General features: G+C 69.9%; 15 protein-coding genes. 14 read left to right on the plus strand and 1 reads right to left on the minus strand.

Features of this window, described 5'->3' with window-relative positions:
• Positions 1–43: 43 nt before the first annotated feature.
• Positions 44–688: a hypothetical protein gene (locus tag AC07TY_RS01835; RefSeq protein WP_494784172.1), complete on the minus strand. Its 645-nt coding sequence runs from the start codon at positions 686–688 to the stop codon at positions 44–46.
• Between the two features lie 73 nt (positions 689–761).
• Here AC07TY_RS01835 and argS point away from each other — a divergent pair, with 73 nt between their 5' ends.
• From argS to atpE, 14 genes are all read left to right on the plus strand, one after another.
• Complete coding sequence (gene argS, locus AC07TY_RS01840) at positions 762–2,438, plus strand: arginine--tRNA ligase (RefSeq protein WP_494784173.1); 1,677 nt, start codon at positions 762–764, stop codon at positions 2,436–2,438.
• Positions 2,439–2,441: 3 nt separating this feature from the next.
• Positions 2,442–3,245, plus strand: coding sequence for an LmeA family phospholipid-binding protein (locus AC07TY_RS01845; protein WP_494784174.1), 804 nt, complete (start codon positions 2,442–2,444; stop codon positions 3,243–3,245).
• Entirely contained in the window at positions 3,242–4,687 is a 1,446-nt protein-coding gene (gene lysA / locus AC07TY_RS01850; protein WP_494784175.1) for a diaminopimelate decarboxylase, read from the plus strand. The genes AC07TY_RS01845 and lysA overlap by 4 nt, the downstream gene beginning before the upstream one ends.
• A 14-nt stretch (positions 4,688–4,701) precedes the next feature.
• Positions 4,702–6,030, plus strand: a complete 1,329-nt coding sequence (locus AC07TY_RS01855) for a homoserine dehydrogenase (RefSeq protein ID WP_494784176.1) — start codon at positions 4,702–4,704, stop codon at positions 6,028–6,030.
• Positions 6,030–7,112 carry a threonine synthase gene (thrC, locus tag AC07TY_RS01860; protein WP_123504835.1) on the plus strand — a complete coding sequence of 361 codons (1,083 nt, stop codon included), beginning with the start codon at positions 6,030–6,032 and terminating at the stop codon, positions 7,110–7,112. The genes AC07TY_RS01855 and thrC overlap by 1 nt, the downstream gene beginning before the upstream one ends.
• On the plus strand, positions 7,109–8,071 hold the full coding sequence (thrB, locus tag AC07TY_RS01865; protein ID WP_123504834.1) for a homoserine kinase: 963 nt from the start codon (positions 7,109–7,111) through the stop codon (positions 8,069–8,071). The genes thrC and thrB overlap by 4 nt, the downstream gene beginning before the upstream one ends.
• A 198-nt stretch (positions 8,072–8,269) precedes the next feature.
• A complete protein-coding gene (gene rho / locus AC07TY_RS01870; RefSeq protein ID WP_494784177.1) occupies positions 8,270–10,657 on the plus strand; it encodes a transcription termination factor Rho in 2,388 nt (795 codons plus the stop codon).
• A gap of 2 nt (positions 10,658–10,659) precedes the next feature.
• The gene (gene prfA / locus AC07TY_RS01875) at positions 10,660–11,742 is read left to right on the plus strand and encodes a peptide chain release factor 1 (protein WP_123504832.1); all 1,083 of its coding nucleotides are present in this window, start codon (positions 10,660–10,662) and stop codon (positions 11,740–11,742) included.
• A complete protein-coding gene (gene prmC, locus AC07TY_RS01880; protein WP_494784178.1) occupies positions 11,739–12,596 on the plus strand; it encodes a peptide chain release factor N(5)-glutamine methyltransferase in 858 nt (285 codons plus the stop codon). Before prfA ends, prmC begins: the two co-directional genes overlap by 4 nt.
• Before the next feature lie 73 nt (positions 12,597–12,669).
• Complete coding sequence (locus AC07TY_RS01885; RefSeq protein ID WP_123504830.1) at positions 12,670–13,347, plus strand: L-threonylcarbamoyladenylate synthase; 678 nt, start codon at positions 12,670–12,672, stop codon at positions 13,345–13,347.
• A gap of 38 nt (positions 13,348–13,385) precedes the next feature.
• Positions 13,386–14,822, plus strand: coding sequence for an undecaprenyl/decaprenyl-phosphate alpha-N-acetylglucosaminyl 1-phosphate transferase (locus AC07TY_RS01890; RefSeq protein ID WP_494784179.1), 1,437 nt, complete (start codon positions 13,386–13,388; stop codon positions 14,820–14,822).
• Entirely contained in the window at positions 14,819–15,289 is a 471-nt protein-coding gene (locus AC07TY_RS01895; RefSeq protein ID WP_123504828.1) for a Cg1360 family ATP-synthase-associated protein, read from the plus strand. Before AC07TY_RS01890 ends, AC07TY_RS01895 begins: the two co-directional genes overlap by 4 nt.
• Positions 15,290–15,527: 238 nt before the next feature.
• A complete protein-coding gene (gene atpB, locus AC07TY_RS01900; protein ID WP_370454044.1) occupies positions 15,528–16,325 on the plus strand; it encodes a F0F1 ATP synthase subunit A in 798 nt (265 codons plus the stop codon).
• A 48-nt stretch (positions 16,326–16,373) separates the two neighbouring features.
• Positions 16,374–16,607 (plus strand): ATP synthase F0 subunit C, encoded by a 234-nt coding sequence (atpE, locus tag AC07TY_RS01905; RefSeq protein WP_123504826.1) that lies wholly within the window; start codon positions 16,374–16,376, stop codon positions 16,605–16,607.
• Positions 16,608–16,616: the final 9 nt, after the last annotated feature.

The following is a 16,616-nucleotide window of genomic DNA, read 5'->3' on the forward strand; positions in this document are numbered from 1 at the left end:
GGCGCAGGAACTCGAGGCGGTCGCCTCAGCAGACGGCCTCGCCTCAGCCGCCGGCCTGGAGCGCCGTGATGGCGGCATCGACGAGGGGCTCGGCGCCCCCTGGCTCGCCGAACACGGGGTCGTCCGACACGGCGACGACCCAGTACGACCCGGTGAACGCCTCGGCGGTGCCCGTCGTGCCGACGAGGTCGAAGTAGCCCTCGCCGTCGTAGGTGGGCACCGCGTTGCTGGTGCGGATGAGGCTGTTCTTGAGACGCGTGAGGCTGTCGTCGTCGAACCGGCCCACGGCGAGCGTCATGACGGCGGTGTCGCTCTTCCACTGGCAGACGGTGCCCTCGTAGGCGCCGATGACGGCAGCGTCGGTCTTCGCCGGAACGTCCGGCTCGGTCACGGGCGCCATGCCGGCGTAGGCGGCGGTGACCGCGGCGTCGGGCGCGAGCGTGTCGCAGGCCACCGACAGGGGCGTCGCCGTGAGGGCTCCCGCGCCGCCGGTCGGGCTCGGCGAGGGCGTGGCCGGGTCGGAGGACCGGGACGTCGCGCCGCCCTGGCCGACCCCCGCGGCGGACGACGCCGTCGGGCCCGCACCGGTGCCGCCCGAGGTGCAGGCGGCGAGCACCACGCTCGCGGCCGCCACGCTGAGAGCGAGCGAGAGGGCACGGACGGTTCGGGTTCGACAAGCCGTGGGCATGCCTCAATCTTGGCGGATCGACCCTGTGGAGAACGAGATCGCCGCACCATCGTGACCGGTAGGATTGACGACCGTGACTCCAGCCGAACTCTCCGCCACCCTGCTCGCCGTCGTCCAGGGAATCGCCGAGCGCCGACGCGAGTCCGACCCGTCGCTGGAGGCCCTCGAGGCGACCGTGGCCGACACCGTTCTCGAGCGGCCGAAGAATCGCGATCACGGCGACTGGGCGTCCAACGTCGCCATGAGGTTCGCGAAGCGCCTCGGCACGAACCCGCGCGAGCTGGCCACGGCCATCGCCGGCGAGCTCGCCGAGACCGACGGTGTCGCGGGCGTCGACGTGGCGGGCCCCGGCTTCATCAACATCACTCTCGAGGCGGCCGCCGCTGGCGCTCTCGCGAAGACCATCGTCGAGCAGGGCGAGGCCTTCGGCCGCGGCACCTACTACGACGGCGTGACGATCAACCTCGAGTTCGTCTCGGCCAACCCGACGGGGCCGATCCACATCGGCGGTGTCCGCTGGGCGGCGGTGGGCGACAGCCTCGCCCGCGTCTTCCAGGCGGTCGGCGGCATCGTCACCCGCGAGTACTACTTCAACGACCACGGGGCTCAGATCGACCGCTTCGCGCGCAGCCTGCTCGCGAGCGCGCTGAGCGAGCCCACGCCCGACGACGGGTACGGCGGGGTCTACATCAGCGAGATCGCCGCCCGCGTCATCGAGACGTACGACGGCGACGTGACTCAGATCCCGCGCGACGAGGCCCAGGAGCTCTTCCGCGCCGTGGGCGTCGAGTTCATGTTCGGCGACATCAAAGAATCTCTGCACGACTTCGGCGTCGACTTCGACGTGTACTTCCACGAGAACTCGCTGCACGAGTCGCACGCCGTCGAGCGCGCCATCGAGCGCCTGCGCGAGCTCGGCCACGTCTACGAGGCCGACGGGGCGACCTGGCTGCGCACGACCGACTTCGGCGACGATCGCGACCGCGTCATCATCAAGAGCGACGGGGAGGCCGCGTACATCGCGGGCGACCTCGCCTACTACCTCGACAAGCGCGAGCGCGGCTTCGAGCGCAACATCATCATGCTCGGCGCCGACCACCACGGCTACATCGGCCGCATGATGGCCATGTGTGCCGCCTTCGGCGACACTCCCGGCGTCAACCTCGAGATCCTGATCGGCCAGCTGGTCAACCTCGTCCGCGACGGCGAGCCGATGCGCATGTCGAAGCGCAACGGCACGGTCGTCTCGATGGAAGACCTCGTCGAGGCCGTCGGCGTCGACGCCGGCCGCTATTCGCTCGTGCGGTTCTCGGCCGACTCGATGATTGACATCGACCTCGATCTGCTGACCAAGCGCAGCAACGACAACCCGGTCTTCTACGTGCAGTACGCCCACGCTCGCACGCAGGCCGTCGGCCGCAACGCGGCGGCGTCCGGCGTCGACCGCAGCGTGTTCGACGCCTCGCTGCTCACCGACCCGACGGAGGCGTCGCTGCTCGGTGCGCTCTCCGAGCTCCCTCGCGTGGTGCAGCAGGCCGCCGAGCTCCGCGAGCCGCACCGCATCGCCCGGTACGTCGAAGAGGTGGCCGGCACCTATCACCGCTGGTACGACGCCTGCCGCGTCACGCCGCTCGGCGACGAAGAGGTCACCGACCTCCACCGCACGCGACTGTGGCTCAACGACGCCGCGGGGCAGGTGATTCGCAACGGCCTCGGCCTCCTGGGCGTGTCGGCTCCTGACAGGATGTAGCTCATGAGCTCGCAGACCCCAGCGCCGAACGGCTCGACCTCGTCGCCGAAGAGCTCGACCTCGGCGAGAGGGCGGCGACGTGGGCATCCTTTTGTCATCCTCGTCATCGTCGTCGTCCTTCTCGCCGCTCTCGTCGTGGCCGCGGACTTCGTCGTGCGCTCGTACGCCGAGGGCCAGGTATCGAAGCAGATCCAGTCGTCGCTCCCCGCCGGCTCGACGGGCTCGGTCGACGCCACGATCGGGGGATTCTCCGCGATCGCGCAGCTCGCGAAGGGTCGGTTCGACGAGCTCGACCTCCGGTCGCACGACCTCATCGTGGGCGGCACCCCGCTCTCGGCGACCGCTCGCATCGACGACGTCCCTCTGAGCGAGGGCGGCACGACCGGAGACGTCGACGCGACGATCACCATCGACCAGTCGGCCATCAACGACCTCGACGCCGTGAAGCGCCTCGGCACCCTGCGCCTCGGCAACGACCGGGTGTCGCTCGACAAGACGCTGACCGTGCTCGGCCTGAAGGTGTCCGGCACGATCACCGGCTCGGTGGCGCCCTCCGGCTCCGGCACGAGGGTGGCGTTCACGCCGACCGAGACCGACCTGAAGTCCGGGCTGATCCAGCTGTCGCCGTCGGCGATCCTGCAGTACGCCAAGACGCTCGACCTGAGCGTCTGCGCGGCCCAGTACCTGCCGAAGGGGGCGACGGTCTCGAAGATCGTCGTCTCGCCGAAGACGGCGAGGATCTCGGTGCACACCGACTCGCTGGCGCTGACCGACTCCACTTTCGAGACGACCGGGAGCTGCTCGTGACCGCGAACCCCCTCGCCCCCGACTGGCTCCTCGAGCCCGCCGACCCGAACGACCTCGCCGCCGGCGTCTGGTCGACGTCCGCGGTGCGCGGAGACGACGGCGTGCTGTCGCTCGGGGGAGTGACGGCGACCGAGCTCGCGAAGACCTTCGGCACTCCGCTGTACGTGGTCGACGAGGCCGACTTCCGTGCTCGGGCGTCCGAGGCGAAGCGGGTCTTCGACGCCGAGATCGGCCGGATCGGGTCGACGGCGAAGGTCTACTACGCCGCCAAGGCGTTCCTGTCGGGCGCCGTGGTCCGCTGGGTCACCGAGGCCGGCCTCGCCATCGACGTCTGCACCGGCGGCGAGCTCGCGGTCGCGCTGGCCGCCGGGGCCGATCCCGCCCGCATCGGGTTCCACGGCAACAACAAGTCTCCCGCCGAGATCGACCGCGCCGTCTCCGCCGGCGTCGGCGCCATCGTCATCGACAGCCTGATCGAGATCGAGCGCATCGCGGCCGCGGCCGAGCGCCACGGCGTCGTGCAGCCGGTGCGGCTGCGCGTGAACAGCGGGGTCCACGCGTCCACGCACGAGTACCTCGCGACGGCCCGCGAAGACCAGAAGTTCGGCATCACCCTCGCCGACACCCCGGCCACCGTCGCCGCCATCCGCTCGCACGCGTCATTGCGGTTCCTGGGCCTGCACTCGCACATCGGCTCGCAGATCTTCGGCACCGACGGCTTCGGCGAGGCCGCACGCCGCCTTCTCGAGGTGCACGCCGCGCTCCTCGCCGACGGCGACCTGCCCGAGCTCAACCTCGGCGGCGGATTCGGCGTCAACTACACGCGCGTCGACGACGCGGCTCCGATCGCCGACCTCGCGCGAGGCATCGCCGAGGTCGTCGCGGTCGAGTGCGCTCGGCTCGGAATCCCCGTGCCGGTGATCACCGTCGAGCCCGGGCGCGTGATCGCCGGGCCAGCGGGCACGACGCTGTACACCGTGGGCACCATCAAAGACGTCGAGGTCTCAGGCACGGAGGTCGACGACGGCACCGCCGTCCGCCGCTACGTCAGCGTCGACGGAGGCATGAGCGACAACGCCCGCACTGCGCTCTACCGCGCCGACTACTCGGTGCGCATCGCCAGCCGCACCTCGTCGGCCGCGCCCGCGCTCGTCCGCATCGCGGGCAAGCACTGCGAGTCGGGCGACCTGGTGGTGCTCGCCGACTACCTGCCCGGCGACGTCGCCCCCGACGACCTCGTGGCAGTTCCTGTGACCGGGGCCTACTGCTGGAGCCTCGCGAGCAACTACAACCACGTGGGGCGACCCCCGGTCGTCGCCGTCTCGGACGGAAGCGCCCGCATCATCGTCCGCGGGGAGACCGAGGCCGACCTGCTGGCGCGCGACCTCGAGCTCGACGACATCGTCGCGCGACCCGCAGCCTCCTCACGATCCGCACTCTGAACGGAAAGCACCACATGATCGAATACCGCAACGTCCGGGTCGCCCTCCTCGGCGCCGGCTCCGTCGGAAGCCAGGTCGCGCGGCTCCTGCTCGAGCAGTCCGACGAGCTCGCGGGCCGTGCCGGCGCGGGCCTCGAGCTCACGGGCATCGCCGTCCGCGACCTCGACGCCAAGCGCGACGTCGACCTGCCGCGCGAGCTGCTCACCACCGACGCCGAGTCGCTGATCCTGGGAGCCGACATCGTCGTCGAGCTGATCGGGGGCATCGAGCCCGCGCGCAGCCTCGTGCTCAAGGCCCTCAACTCGGGTGCCGACGTCATCACGGGCAACAAGGCGCTCCTGGCCAGCCACGGCCCCGAGCTGTTCCGAGCCGCGGAGCAGGTCGGCGCTCAGCTGTACTACGAGGCCGCCGTCGCCGGTGCGATCCCGATCATCCGCCCCCTGCGCGAGAGCCTCGCCGGCGACACCGTCGAGCGCGTCATGGGCATCGTCAACGGCACGACGAACTTCATCCTCGACCGCATGGACACCCTGGACGAGTCGCTCGACGACGCCCTCGCCTACGCCACCGAGCTGGGCTACGCCGAGGCCGACCCCACAGCCGACATCGAGGGCTACGACGCGGCGCAGAAGGCCACCATCCTCGCGAGCCTGGCCTTCCACACGAGCGTCCCGCTCGTCGCCGTCCACCGCGAGGGCATCACCGGCGTCACACACGAGCAGGTCGTCGCGGCGCGCAAGGCCGGCTACGTCGTCAAGCTCCTCGCGATCTGCGAGCGCCTCGTCGACGACGAGGGCGTGGCGGGCGTCTCGGCGCGCGTGCATCCCTCACTGGTTCCGCTGGGCCACCCCCTGGCCGCCGTCCACGGCGCCAAGAACGCCGTCTTCGTCGAGGCGCAGGCCGCCGGCGACCTGATGTTCTACGGCGCGGGCGCGGGCGGCGTCGAGACGGCCTCGGCCGTGCTCGGCGACCTCGTGTCGGCGGCGCGACGCCACGTCATCGGCGGCCCGGGCCTCGCCGAGTCGAACCACGCCGACCTGCGGATCCTGCCCATCGGCACCGTCACGACCCGCTATCAGATCACGCTCGACGTGACCGATCAGCCGGGCGTCCTCGCGACGGTGGCCGGCATCCTGTCGCACCACGGCGTCAGCGTCGAGACGGTCCAGCAGACCTCGGGGTCGCAGAGCGTCACGGGGCCGGGCGAGGCCCCGGCCACCGCTACGCTGATCATCGGAACGCACCGCGCGCGCGAAGCCTCGCTCGCGGCCACGGTCGCCGACCTCACCACCGCACCCGTCGTGAACTCCGTCACGAGCGTGCTTCGAGTTGAAGGAGCCTGATGGCCCACCAGTGGCAGGGTGTCCTGCGCGAATACGCCGACCGTCTCGACGTCACGGAGGCGACCCCCATCGTCACGCTGGGCGAGGGCGGCACTCCGCTCATCCCGGCGCGCGCCCTCAGCGAGCGCACCGGCGCGAAGGTCTACGTCAAGTACGAGGGCATCAACCCGACCGGCTCGTTCAAAGACCGCGGCATGACGATGGCCATCTCGAAGGCCGTCGAGCACGGCGCCAAGGCCGTCATCTGCGCCTCGACCGGCAACACGTCGGCCTCGGCGGCCGCCTACGCGGCGCACGCCGGCATCACCGCCGCGGTGCTCGTGCCCGAGGGCAAGATCGCCATGGGCAAGCTCAGCCAGGCCGTGGCGCACAACGGCCAGCTGCTTCAGATCCAGGGCAACTTCGACGACTGCCTCGACATCGCTCGCGACCTCGCTGCGAACTACCCCGTGCACCTGGTCAACTCCGTCAACAACGACCGCATCGAGGGCCAGAAGACCGCCGCGTTCGAAGTCGTCGACGTGCTCGGCGACGCGCCCGACTTCCACTACCTCCCGGTCGGCAACGCGGGCAACTACACGGCGTACACCCGCGGCTACCGCGAAGACCTCGCTGCGAACCGCACGACGAAGATGCCCCGCATGTTCGGCTTCCAGGCCGCCGGCTCCGCCCCGATCGTGGGCGGCTCGGTCGTCAAGCACCCCGAGACGATTGCCAGCGCCATCCGCATCGGCAACCCGGCGTCGTGGCAGTTCGCCCTCGAGGCGCGCGAGCTCACCGACGGCTACTTCGGTGCGATCACCGACGACAAGATCCTCGAGGCGCAGCGCATCCTGTCGCAAGAGGTCGGCGTCTTCGTCGAGCCCGCCTCGGCGATCAGCGTCGCCGGCCTGCTCGAGCGCGCCGAGGCCGGGCACGTTCCTGCGGGTGCGACGATCGTCCTCACGGTGACCGGCCACGGCCTCAAAGACCCGCAGTGGGCTCTGAAGACGGCCGATGGCGGCGAAGTGACGCCCACCGTCGTGTCCGTCGACACCGCCGAGGTCGCCGACGTGCTCGGCCTGGTGCGAGCGTCGGCGTGACCCACGCTCCCGTCGGGGCGACCAGCCCGGTCGGCCGCTCGGTGCTCGTGCGAGTGCCCGCCACCTCGGCGAATCTCGGCCCCGGCTTCGACACGCTGGGCATCGCGCTGTCGCTGTACGACGAGCTCGTCGTCACGGCCACCGCGACGCCCGGCGTCTCGGTCCACGTGACCGGGGTGGGGGAGGGCGAGGTCCCCGTCGACGACACGAATCTCGTCGTGCGGTCCATCGCACACGCCTTCAGAGCACTGGGGCAGGAACTCCCCGGCCTCGAGCTGCACGCCGTCAACGCGATCCCCCACGGTCGCGGCCTCGGCTCGAGCGCTGCCGCCATCGTCTCCGGGATCATGGCCGCGAAGGGCCTCCTCGAGGGGATCGTCGAGGTCGACTCCACCACCCTGCTGGCTCTCGCCACCGAGCTCGAGGGGCACCCCGACAACGTCGCGCCGGCGCTGTTCGGCGGCCTGACCATCGCCTGGACCACATCCGAGGGTCCGTCGCACAAGCGGCTGCTCGTGCACCGCGGCGTCTCGCCGGTCGTGTTCGTGCCCGAGACCACGCTCTCGACGAAGCTGGCGCGCAGCCTGCAGCCTGCGTCCGTGCCCCACGAGGACGCCACGTTCAACGTGTCGCGTTCGGCCCTGCTGGTCGCCGCACTCATTCAGAGCCCCGAGCTGCTGCTCGCAGCGACGGAGGACCGCCTGCACCAGAGCTACCGCGCGAGCGCCATGCCCGAGACGGACACTCTCATCCGCATGCTGCGCGACGCCGGCCTCGCCGCCGTCGTCTCGGGCGCCGGGCCATCGCTCCTCGTGCTCGGAAGTGACCCGGCCCAGCGCCTCTTCGCCGCCCGCCTGGTCGACGAGCACTCCATCTCGACATGGCGCGCGCTCATGCTGGCCGTCGATCTCAAGGGTGCTACAGTGGTGCCGCACCCGGTAGAAAGCGCCGTTCACTAGTTCCATCTCTTGAACGGCCGCGAATCCCGGGGCAGAACACAACGAAATTCCGTGTTCCTGCGCCGCACACCCATTGCGCTGATCTCTCGAACTGTGCATCCGTACACGTTCGGGTGAGTCGTCTGCGCGGCCGTTGCCCAAGGCACGGCAAGCTCACCCCCGCCTATCTGTGCCGGGGAGCGAAAGGAAACCATCTCCGTGACTGACACGACCACCGCTGAACTCACAGCTCAGCGTCTGCCGGCGCTCCAGGCTCTCGCCTCGTCGCTCGGCATCTCCGGCATCTCCAAGCTCCGCAAGGGCGATCTCATCGCCGCGATCGAGGCCGCTCAGGCCGGTGCGGGCGCTGTGGCCCCCGCCGCTGCGGTGTCGGCCGACGCCCAGCCCGAGCTGACGTTCGAGGCGCCGGCCGAGGTCGAGGCTCCCGCAGCCGAAGCCGCCGTCGAGGCTCCCGCGGCCGAGACCGCCGTCGAGGCTCCCGCCGCGCCGGCCAAGGCCAAGCGCGCCCCGCGCCGCGCCACCACCGCCACCGCGACGGCTCCCAAGTCGGCCGTCGAGCACGCCAACCAGGGCGAGTCGGGCGTTCTCGAGATCCCCACCGAGACGCCCGCCGCCGTCGAGGCGCCCGCGGCCGCCGTCGCGCCCGTCATCGACGCGACCGCTGACGAGGCGGCTCCGGCCGAGCCTCGTGAGGGCGGCAACCGCCGTCGTCGCGGTTCGCGCCGTGCCGGCGACTCCGGCCAGACGGCCGAGGCGCCCGCCGCCGCCGAGCCCAAGACCACCGACGACATCGTCCTCGACCTCCCGCCCCGCCAGTCGCGCGCCGACCGCACCCGTGCCGAGCAGGCACGCCTGCGCGAGCAGCGCGAAGCCGAGGCCGCTGCCGAGGGCGGCTCGAACGGGGTCGAGGCCGACACCTCGACGGCCGAGCAGGGCGGCGCTTCTCAGCAGGCCCCCGCGGCCGACCAGGCGTCGTCTGATCAGGGTGGCAAGTCCGACTCGAACTCCGACCAGCAGCCGCAGCAGGGCGGCGGCCGTCGCAGCCGAAACCGCAACCGCGGCGACCGCCAGAACAACCAGAACGGCGACCGCCAGAACGGCGGCAACCAGGGTGGCGACCGCCAGAACGGCGGCAACCAGAATGTCGACCGTCAGAACAACGACCGTCAGAACAACGACCGTCAGAACAACGACCGCCAGAACAACGACCGCCAGAACGGCCAGGCCCCGCAGTCCGCTCCGACCGTCGGCAACCAGGGCGGTCAGAACGACCAGCGCTCGGCGCAGAACAGCCAGCAGAACCAGCAGGGCGGCCAGAACGGACCCGTCGACGACGAGAACGAGGGCGGCCGCAGCCGCAACCGTCAGCGCGACCGCAAGCGCGGCCGCTCCAACCAGAACGACGACTTCGAGCCCGAGATCACCGAAGACGACGTGCTCATCCCCGTCGCGGGCATCCTCGACGTGCTCGACAACTACGCGTTCGTCCGCACCACCGGCTACCTCCCCGGCGCCAGCGACGTGTACGTGTCGCTCGGCCAGGTGAAGAAGTACCACCTCCGCAAGGGCGACGCCGTCGTCGGCGCGATCCGTCAGCCGCGCGAGGGCGACAACCAGCAGGGCCGCCAGAAGTACAACGCGATCGTGCGCATCGACTCGATCAACGGCCAGAACATCGACGACGCCGCCAAGCGCGTCGAGTTCTCGAAGCTGACGCCCCTCTACCCGCAGGAGCGCCTCCGCCTCGAGACCGAGCCCGGCAAGCTGTCGACGCGCATCATCGACCTCGTGTCGCCGATCGGCAAGGGCCAGCGCGGCCTGATCGTCTCGCCGCCCAAGGCCGGCAAGACCCTCGTGCTGCAGGCCATCGCGAACTCGATCGCCAAGAACAACCCCGAGGTCCACCTCATGGTCGTCCTGGTCGACGAGCGTCCCGAAGAGGTCACCGACATGCAGCGCACGGTGAAGGGCGAGGTCATCGCCTCGACCTTCGACCGTCCCGCCGAAGACCACACCACGGTCGCCGAGCTGGCCATCGAGCGCGCCAAGCGCCTTGTCGAGCTGGGCCACGACGTCGTCGTGCTGCTCGACTCGATCACCCGCCTGGGCCGCGCCTACAACCTCTCGACCCCGGCCTCGGGCCGCATCCTCTCCGGCGGCGTCGACTCATCGGCTCTCTACCCGCCGAAGCGCTTCTTCGGTGCTGCGCGCAACATCGAGAACGGCGGCTCGCTGACCATCCTCGCGACCGCGCTCGTCGAGACCGGCTCGAAGATGGACGAAGTGATCTTCGAGGAGTTCAAGGGCACCGGCAACATGGAGCTTCGCCTGTCGCGCCACCTGGCCGACAAGCGCATCTTCCCGGCCGTCGACGTCAACGCGTCGGGAACCCGCCGCGAAGAGATGCTCCTCAGCCCCGACGAGGTCACGATCACGTGGCGCCTGCGCCGCGCTCTCGCCGGCCTCGACCAGCAGCAGGCGCTCGAGATCGTCCTCCGCAACCTGAAAGAGACTCAGTCGAACGTCGAGTTCCTGGTCCAGGTGCAGAAGTCGGTCCCGGCGGCGGCCGGCCACAAAGAGGACTGAGCGTGTTCGAGTCGGTAGCAGTGCTGCTGGCCGAGCATGAGGATCTCCAGCACCAGCTGTCAGACCCCGCCGTTCACGCGGATGCGGCCAGAGCCAAGAAGATCAACCGCCGGTACGCCGAGCTCAGCCGCATCGTCGCTGCGCACACGGCGTGGCTGCAGGCTGGCGAAGACCTCGACGCCGCGCGCGAGCTCGCGCGCGAAGACGAGGCCTTCGCGGCCGAGGTGCCCGCGATGGAGGACACCCTGGCCGAGACCCAGGAGAAGCTCCGGCGACTCCTGATCCCGCGCGACCCCGACGACGGCCGCGACGTCATCATGGAGATCAAGGGCGGCGAGGGCGGTGCCGAGAGCGCGCTCTTCGCAGCCGACCTCCTCCGCATGTACTCGCACTACGCCGAGTCCAAGGGCTGGAAGACCGAGCTCCTCGAGCGCGACGAGTCCGACCTGGGCGGCTACAAGAACGTCCAGGTGGCCATCAAGTCGAACTCGTCGGATCCCGCGCAGGGCGTCTGGGCCCACCTCAAGTACGAGGGCGGCGTGCACCGCGTCCAGCGCGTGCCGGCGACCGAGTCGCAGGGGCGCATCCACACGTCGACCACCGGCGTGCTGGTCTTCCCCGAGGTCGACGAGCCCGAAGAGGTCGAGATCAACCAGAACGACCTCAAGATCGACGTGTACCGCTCGTCAGGCCCTGGCGGCCAGTCGGTCAACACGACCGACTCCGCCGTGCGGATCACGCACCTCCCGACCGGCATCGTCGTGGCCATGCAGAACGAGAAGTCGCAGCTGCAGAACCGCGAGGCCGGAATGCGCGTGCTCCGCGCCCGCATCCTCGCCCGTCAGGCGGAGGAGCAGGCGGCTGTCGACTCCATCGCCCGCAAGAGCCAGATCCGGGGGATGGACCGCTCCGAGCGCATCCGCACCTACAACTTCCCCGAGAACCGCATCGCCGACCACCGCACCGGCTACAAGGCCTACAACCTCGACGCTGTCATGGACGGCGCGCTCGAGCCGGTCATCGAGTCGTGCATCCAGGCCGACGAAGAGGCGCGTCTGGCCGACATCGGCGACCAGGGCGAGTGACCCTCGGCGTCGGCGACGCGCTCCAGCAGGGGCGCGCCGCCCTCGATCAGGTCGGCATCCCGTCCGCGGGCGCGGATGCCGAGCTGCTCCTCGCGCACGTCCTCGAGGTGGGCCGGGGTGAGATCGCGGTCAAGGCGATCGTCGGCACGGTCCTGACCGACGCGCAGGAACTCGCCTTCGAGTCCGTCCTCGCCCGTCGAGCGACCCGTGAGCCGCTCCAGCACATCACCGGTCTGGCACCGTTCCGCCACCTCGTGCTCCACGTCGGGCCCGGCGTCTTCGTCCCGCGCCCCGAGACCGAGGGGGTCGCGCAGATCGCCATCGACGCGCTCTCGGCGCGTGCTGAGCCGCAGCCCGTGGCCGTCGACCTCGGCACTGGCAGCGGCGCCCTTGCGCTGTCGATGGCCACCGAGGTTCCCCGCGCCCGCGTGTACGCCGTCGAGCTGTCGCCCGCGGCCGCCGTGTGGACGCGCCGCAACATCGCGTCGACCGGGGCCGACGTCACCCTCGTCGAGGGCGACATGGCGTCGGCCCTGCCCGAACTCGACGGAGCCGTGCAGGTGGTCGTCTCGAACCCGCCGTACATCCCGCTCGGGATGGTGCCGCGCGACCCCGAGGTGCGGCTGTTCGACCCCGAGCTGGCGCTGTACGGGGGAGTGGACGGCCTCGACCTCGTCCGCGCGCTCTCGCAGCGCGCGCTCGCGCTCCTGGTGCCCGGAGGGACGCTCGTCATCGAGCACGGCGAAGAGCAGGGCCCCGCGATCCGCGAGCTGCTGTCTCGCGACGGATGGCGCGGCGCGGCCACCCACGAAGACCTGACGCGGCGCGATCGGGCGACCACGGCGGTGCGCTGAGGGCGGCAGTTCCTGGCTTCTCATGCAAGCCGTGGGCGGGACGTCAGGATCAGCGCACTACAATCGTCGAGTCATGGCCTCCCTCTACGACTGCGCGGTCGACGCAGAACTCCTCACCGGCATGCGCCTCGCGCGTGCCGCCATCGGGCGCGGCGAACTCGTCGTCGTCCCTACCGACACCGTCTACGGCATCGCCGCCGACGCCTTCGACCCGGAGGCCGTCGAGCGGCTTCTCGCGGCCAAGGGGCGTACCCGCCAGTCGCCGCCGCCCGTGCTGGTCAAGGGGCAGGACACCCTCGCCGCTCTGGCCGAGTCGGTGCCGTCGCTGATCCAGCCGCTGCTCGACGAGTTCTGGCCGGGTGGGCTGACCGTGATCCTCACGGCGCAGCCGTCGCTCGCCTGGGACCTCGGCGAGACCCGGGGCACCGTCGCCCTGCGTCAGCCAGACAACAAGCTCCTGCTGGAGCTCCTCGAAGAGACCGGCCCTCTGGCCGTGTCGAGCGCCAACCTCACCGGCAAGCCAGCCGCGCTCACCGCGCACGAGGCGATGGCGATGCTCGGCGACGACGTCGAGATCTACCTCGACGGCGGCCAGGCCGGCACCGGCTACGAGCAGCGCCCCGGCGCCAACTCCGGCTCCACGATCGTCGACGCGACGGGCGCTGCCGACGGCGTGCTGCGCATCGTGCGCCACGGCGTCATCAGCGACGACGACATCCGCCGGGTGGCGGGCAGCGACGTCGTCGTATGAGGCCGACGCGATGAGGGCCGAGTCGTGAGGGCCGCGAGGTGAGGTACTACCTCCTCGCGGCGGCGATCTCGGCGATCGTCAGCTTCGCCCTCTCGGTCCTGGCCTGGCGGCTCGGCACGAAGTACCGCATCGCCCCGAAGATCCGCGAGCGCGACGTCCACGTCAACCCGACGCCGCGGCTCGGCGGGATCGCCATGTTCGGCGGCATCGTCGTCGCCCTGCTGTCGGCGTGGTTCGTCTTTCCGCTGATATCGAAGGCCGACTACTTCCGCCTGGTGTTCGCCGAGCCCGGCCACATCCTCGCGATCCTCGCCGCCGCGCTGATCATCGTCGCGGTGGGCGTCATCGACGACCTCTACGACCTCGACTGGATGACCAAGCTCGCCGCGCAGATCATCGCGGCCGGCGTGCTGGCCTGGCAGGGCGTGCAGCTGCTGTCGCTGCCGATCGGCGGCCTCACCATCGGGTCGAGCTACATGTCGCTGATCCTAACGGTGCTCGTCGTGGTGCTCGTGATGAACGCGGTCAACTTCATCGACGGCCTCGACGGCCTGGTCGCCGGCGTGACGATCATCGCGAACGGCGTGTTCTTCATCTACAGCTTCATCCTGACGAACGCGAACCAGGGCGTCGAGTACTTCAACCTCGCCGCCCTGCTCACCGCCGTGCTGATCGGCGCGGCGGTCGGCTTCCTGCCCCTCAACTGGCACCCCGCGCGCATGTTCATGGGCGACGCGGGCGCGCTGCTGACCGGCCTCCTCATGGCGACCAGCGCGGTCTCGGTCACCGGCAACCTCAACCCGGGCTCGGTCGACAAGACGACGCTGCTGCCGGTCTTCATCCCGATCCTGCTGCCCTTCGCAGTCCTGATCGTGCCGCTCCTCGACTTCGGCCTCGCAGTGCTGCGCCGCGTCAGTGCCGGCAAGTCGCCCTTCAGCGCCGACCGCAAGCACCTCCACCACCGGCTGCTCGACATGGGCCACTCGCACTTCCACGCCGTCCTGATCTTCTACGGCTGGACCGCCCTGGTCTCGGTCGGCTGCCTTCTGTTCTTCTTCCTGCCCGTGCACTGGGTCGTGGTGTTCCTCGCCGCCGGCCTGGTCGTCTGCGCGGCCATCACCCTCGCGCCGCTGAGCCGCCGCAAGCGCGTCGAGATCGCCGTGCAGAGCGCCGCGCCGTCTGCCGCCGCCGAGACCGGGGCTGACCGCTTCGACGCGCTCGACCAAGCCGGTGCCGCTCGTGCCAAGAGCGTTCCGGGCGCAGGAACTCCGAAGCCCACCGCCGACGACGAGCGCGTCGCGGTCACGGCCCTCCGCGGCACCACGGGCCCTGCCCCGCAGCTCCCGTCGGCGACGGACTCGGCCTCCGCTCGGCCCGAGCCCGGCCGTCCGGCTCCCTCGTCCCGTCCCGAGCCCGGCCGCCCCGGCACCACCGGCTCGACCCCCGCACGCTCCGAATCAGGAAGATCCGCATGAACCCCGCCGGCAATCGCCTCTACGTCACCATCGTCCGGTACGGAGCCCTGCTCGCCCTCGTCATCGCCGTCGTCGGCTCGGTCATCGGCGGCATCGCCGCGGGCAGTCACGGCGTGGCCGGCGCCCTCATCGGCACGGCCCTCGCGCTCGTCTTCACGGGCCTGACGGCGGTGAGCATCCTGCTCGGTCTCAGGGCATCGGGCGGCAGCCTCATCAGCGGCGCCTTCTTCGGCATCGTGCTCGGCGGCTGGCTGCTCAAGTTCATCATCTTCCTGGTGCTGGTGGTCCTGCTCAAAGACCAGACGTGGGTCAACACGGTCGTCCTGTTCGTCTGCATCGTCGCCGGGGTGCTCGGGTCGCTCGTGGTCGACGTCGTCGTCGTGATGCGCTCGCGCGTGCCCTACGTCGACTCGTCCGTGCTCGACTCGGCTGCATCGGGTGCAGACGGCGCAATATCAGACCAATAGGCCCGCCACCGGCCCGATTGGTTCGTCTCCGGGCGAATCTGTTGATAGGCTGAACTCGTTCGTGTCCCCGGCCTGTTCACTGCCGAAGGGTCGCTTCCCCACAGATCATCGCCGCATCTCGCGGAGGTGAAACCAGGCTAGAAAAACCGCACGTGTTGCAGTTGGTCTTCCCGGCTTCATCACTGAGAGCTGCGTCCCGAATCAGGAGATAGCGCTGTTAGCTAACGCCATCACCCTGGTGCATCCTCTCGCCGCAGCGAGCGACAGCACCGGCGGTTTCCAGGGCCCATCGATCGACGAGTTTTTCCCGTCGGTCCTCCTCTTCGACGGCACCCCCTTCGAGATCAACCGAATCATGCTGGCGCGCTTCTTCGCCGTCATCGTGCTCTTCCTGGTCTTCTGGCTCGGTACCCGCAAGATGAAGCTCGTCCCCGGTCGCTTCCAGAGCATCGTCGAGATGGGCCTGGACCTCGTCCGCGTCAACATCGCCGAAGACCTGCTCGGCAAGAAAGACGGCAAGCGCTTCCTGCCGATTCTGACGACCGTCTTCTTCATGGTCCTCTTCATGAACCTGACCGGCATCATCCCGGGCTTCAACATCGCCGGCACCTCGCTGATCGGCATCCCGTTGATCCTGGCCGCCGTCGCCTACGTCGTGTTCATCTACGCCGGAATCCGGAAGCACCCGGGCGCGTTCTTCAAGAACGCCCTCGTGCCTCCGGGCGTGCCATGGCCGCTGTACATCATCGTGACGCCGATCGAGCTCGTCTCGACGTTCGTGCTCCGACCGGTCACGCTGACCCTGCGACTCCTCATGAACATGATCGTCGGGCACCTCCTGCTGGTGCTGTTCTTCACGGCGACCTCGTTCTTCCTCTTCGAGTCGGGCAATCTCTTCGCCCTGTTCGGAATCGGCACGATCGCCTTCGGCTTCGTGTTCACCCTGTTCGAGATTCTGGTGGCTGTCCTCCAGGCTTACGTCTTCTCGCTGCTCACTGCTGTTTACGCTCAGCTCGCGCTGAACGACGAACACTAACAACGGTCCGGGCGCCTGCCCGAACCGCCATCACGGAAGGAAACACACGTGGACGCATCAACCGTTCTCGCTGCAATCGACGGAAACATCGCGACGGTCGGTTACGGCCTCGCGGCAATCGGCCCGGCCATCGGCGTGGGCATCGTGGTCGGCAAGACCATCGAGTCCGTCGCCCGCCAGCCCGAGCTCCAGGGCCGCCTCACGGTCCTCATGTACATCGGTATCGCCTTCACCGAGGCCCTGGCCTTCATCGGCATCGCCACGTACTTCATCTTCGTCTAAGAGAGGCTG

This window comes from Frondihabitans sp. GW821-FHT04F02, assembly GCF_059420045.1.

Excerpts from the sequence above, each read along its gene's own strand:
- AC07TY_RS01855 (WP_494784176.1), top strand. The coding sequence starts at position 4,702 with ATGATCGAATACCGCAACGTCCGGGTCGCCCTCCTCGGCGCCGGCTCC.
- AC07TY_RS01885 (WP_123504830.1), top strand. The coding sequence starts at position 12,670 with ATGGCCTCCCTCTACGACTGCGCGGTCGACGCAGAACTCCTCACCGGC.
- AC07TY_RS01835 (WP_494784172.1), bottom strand. The coding sequence starts at position 688 with ATGCCCACGGCTTGTCGAACCCGAACCGTCCGTGCCCTCTCGCTCGCT.
- AC07TY_RS01845 (WP_494784174.1), top strand. The coding sequence starts at position 2,442 with ATGAGCTCGCAGACCCCAGCGCCGAACGGCTCGACCTCGTCGCCGAAG.
- thrC (WP_123504835.1), top strand. The coding sequence starts at position 6,030 with ATGGCCCACCAGTGGCAGGGTGTCCTGCGCGAATACGCCGACCGTCTC.
- AC07TY_RS01895 (WP_123504828.1), top strand. The coding sequence starts at position 14,819 with ATGAACCCCGCCGGCAATCGCCTCTACGTCACCATCGTCCGGTACGGA.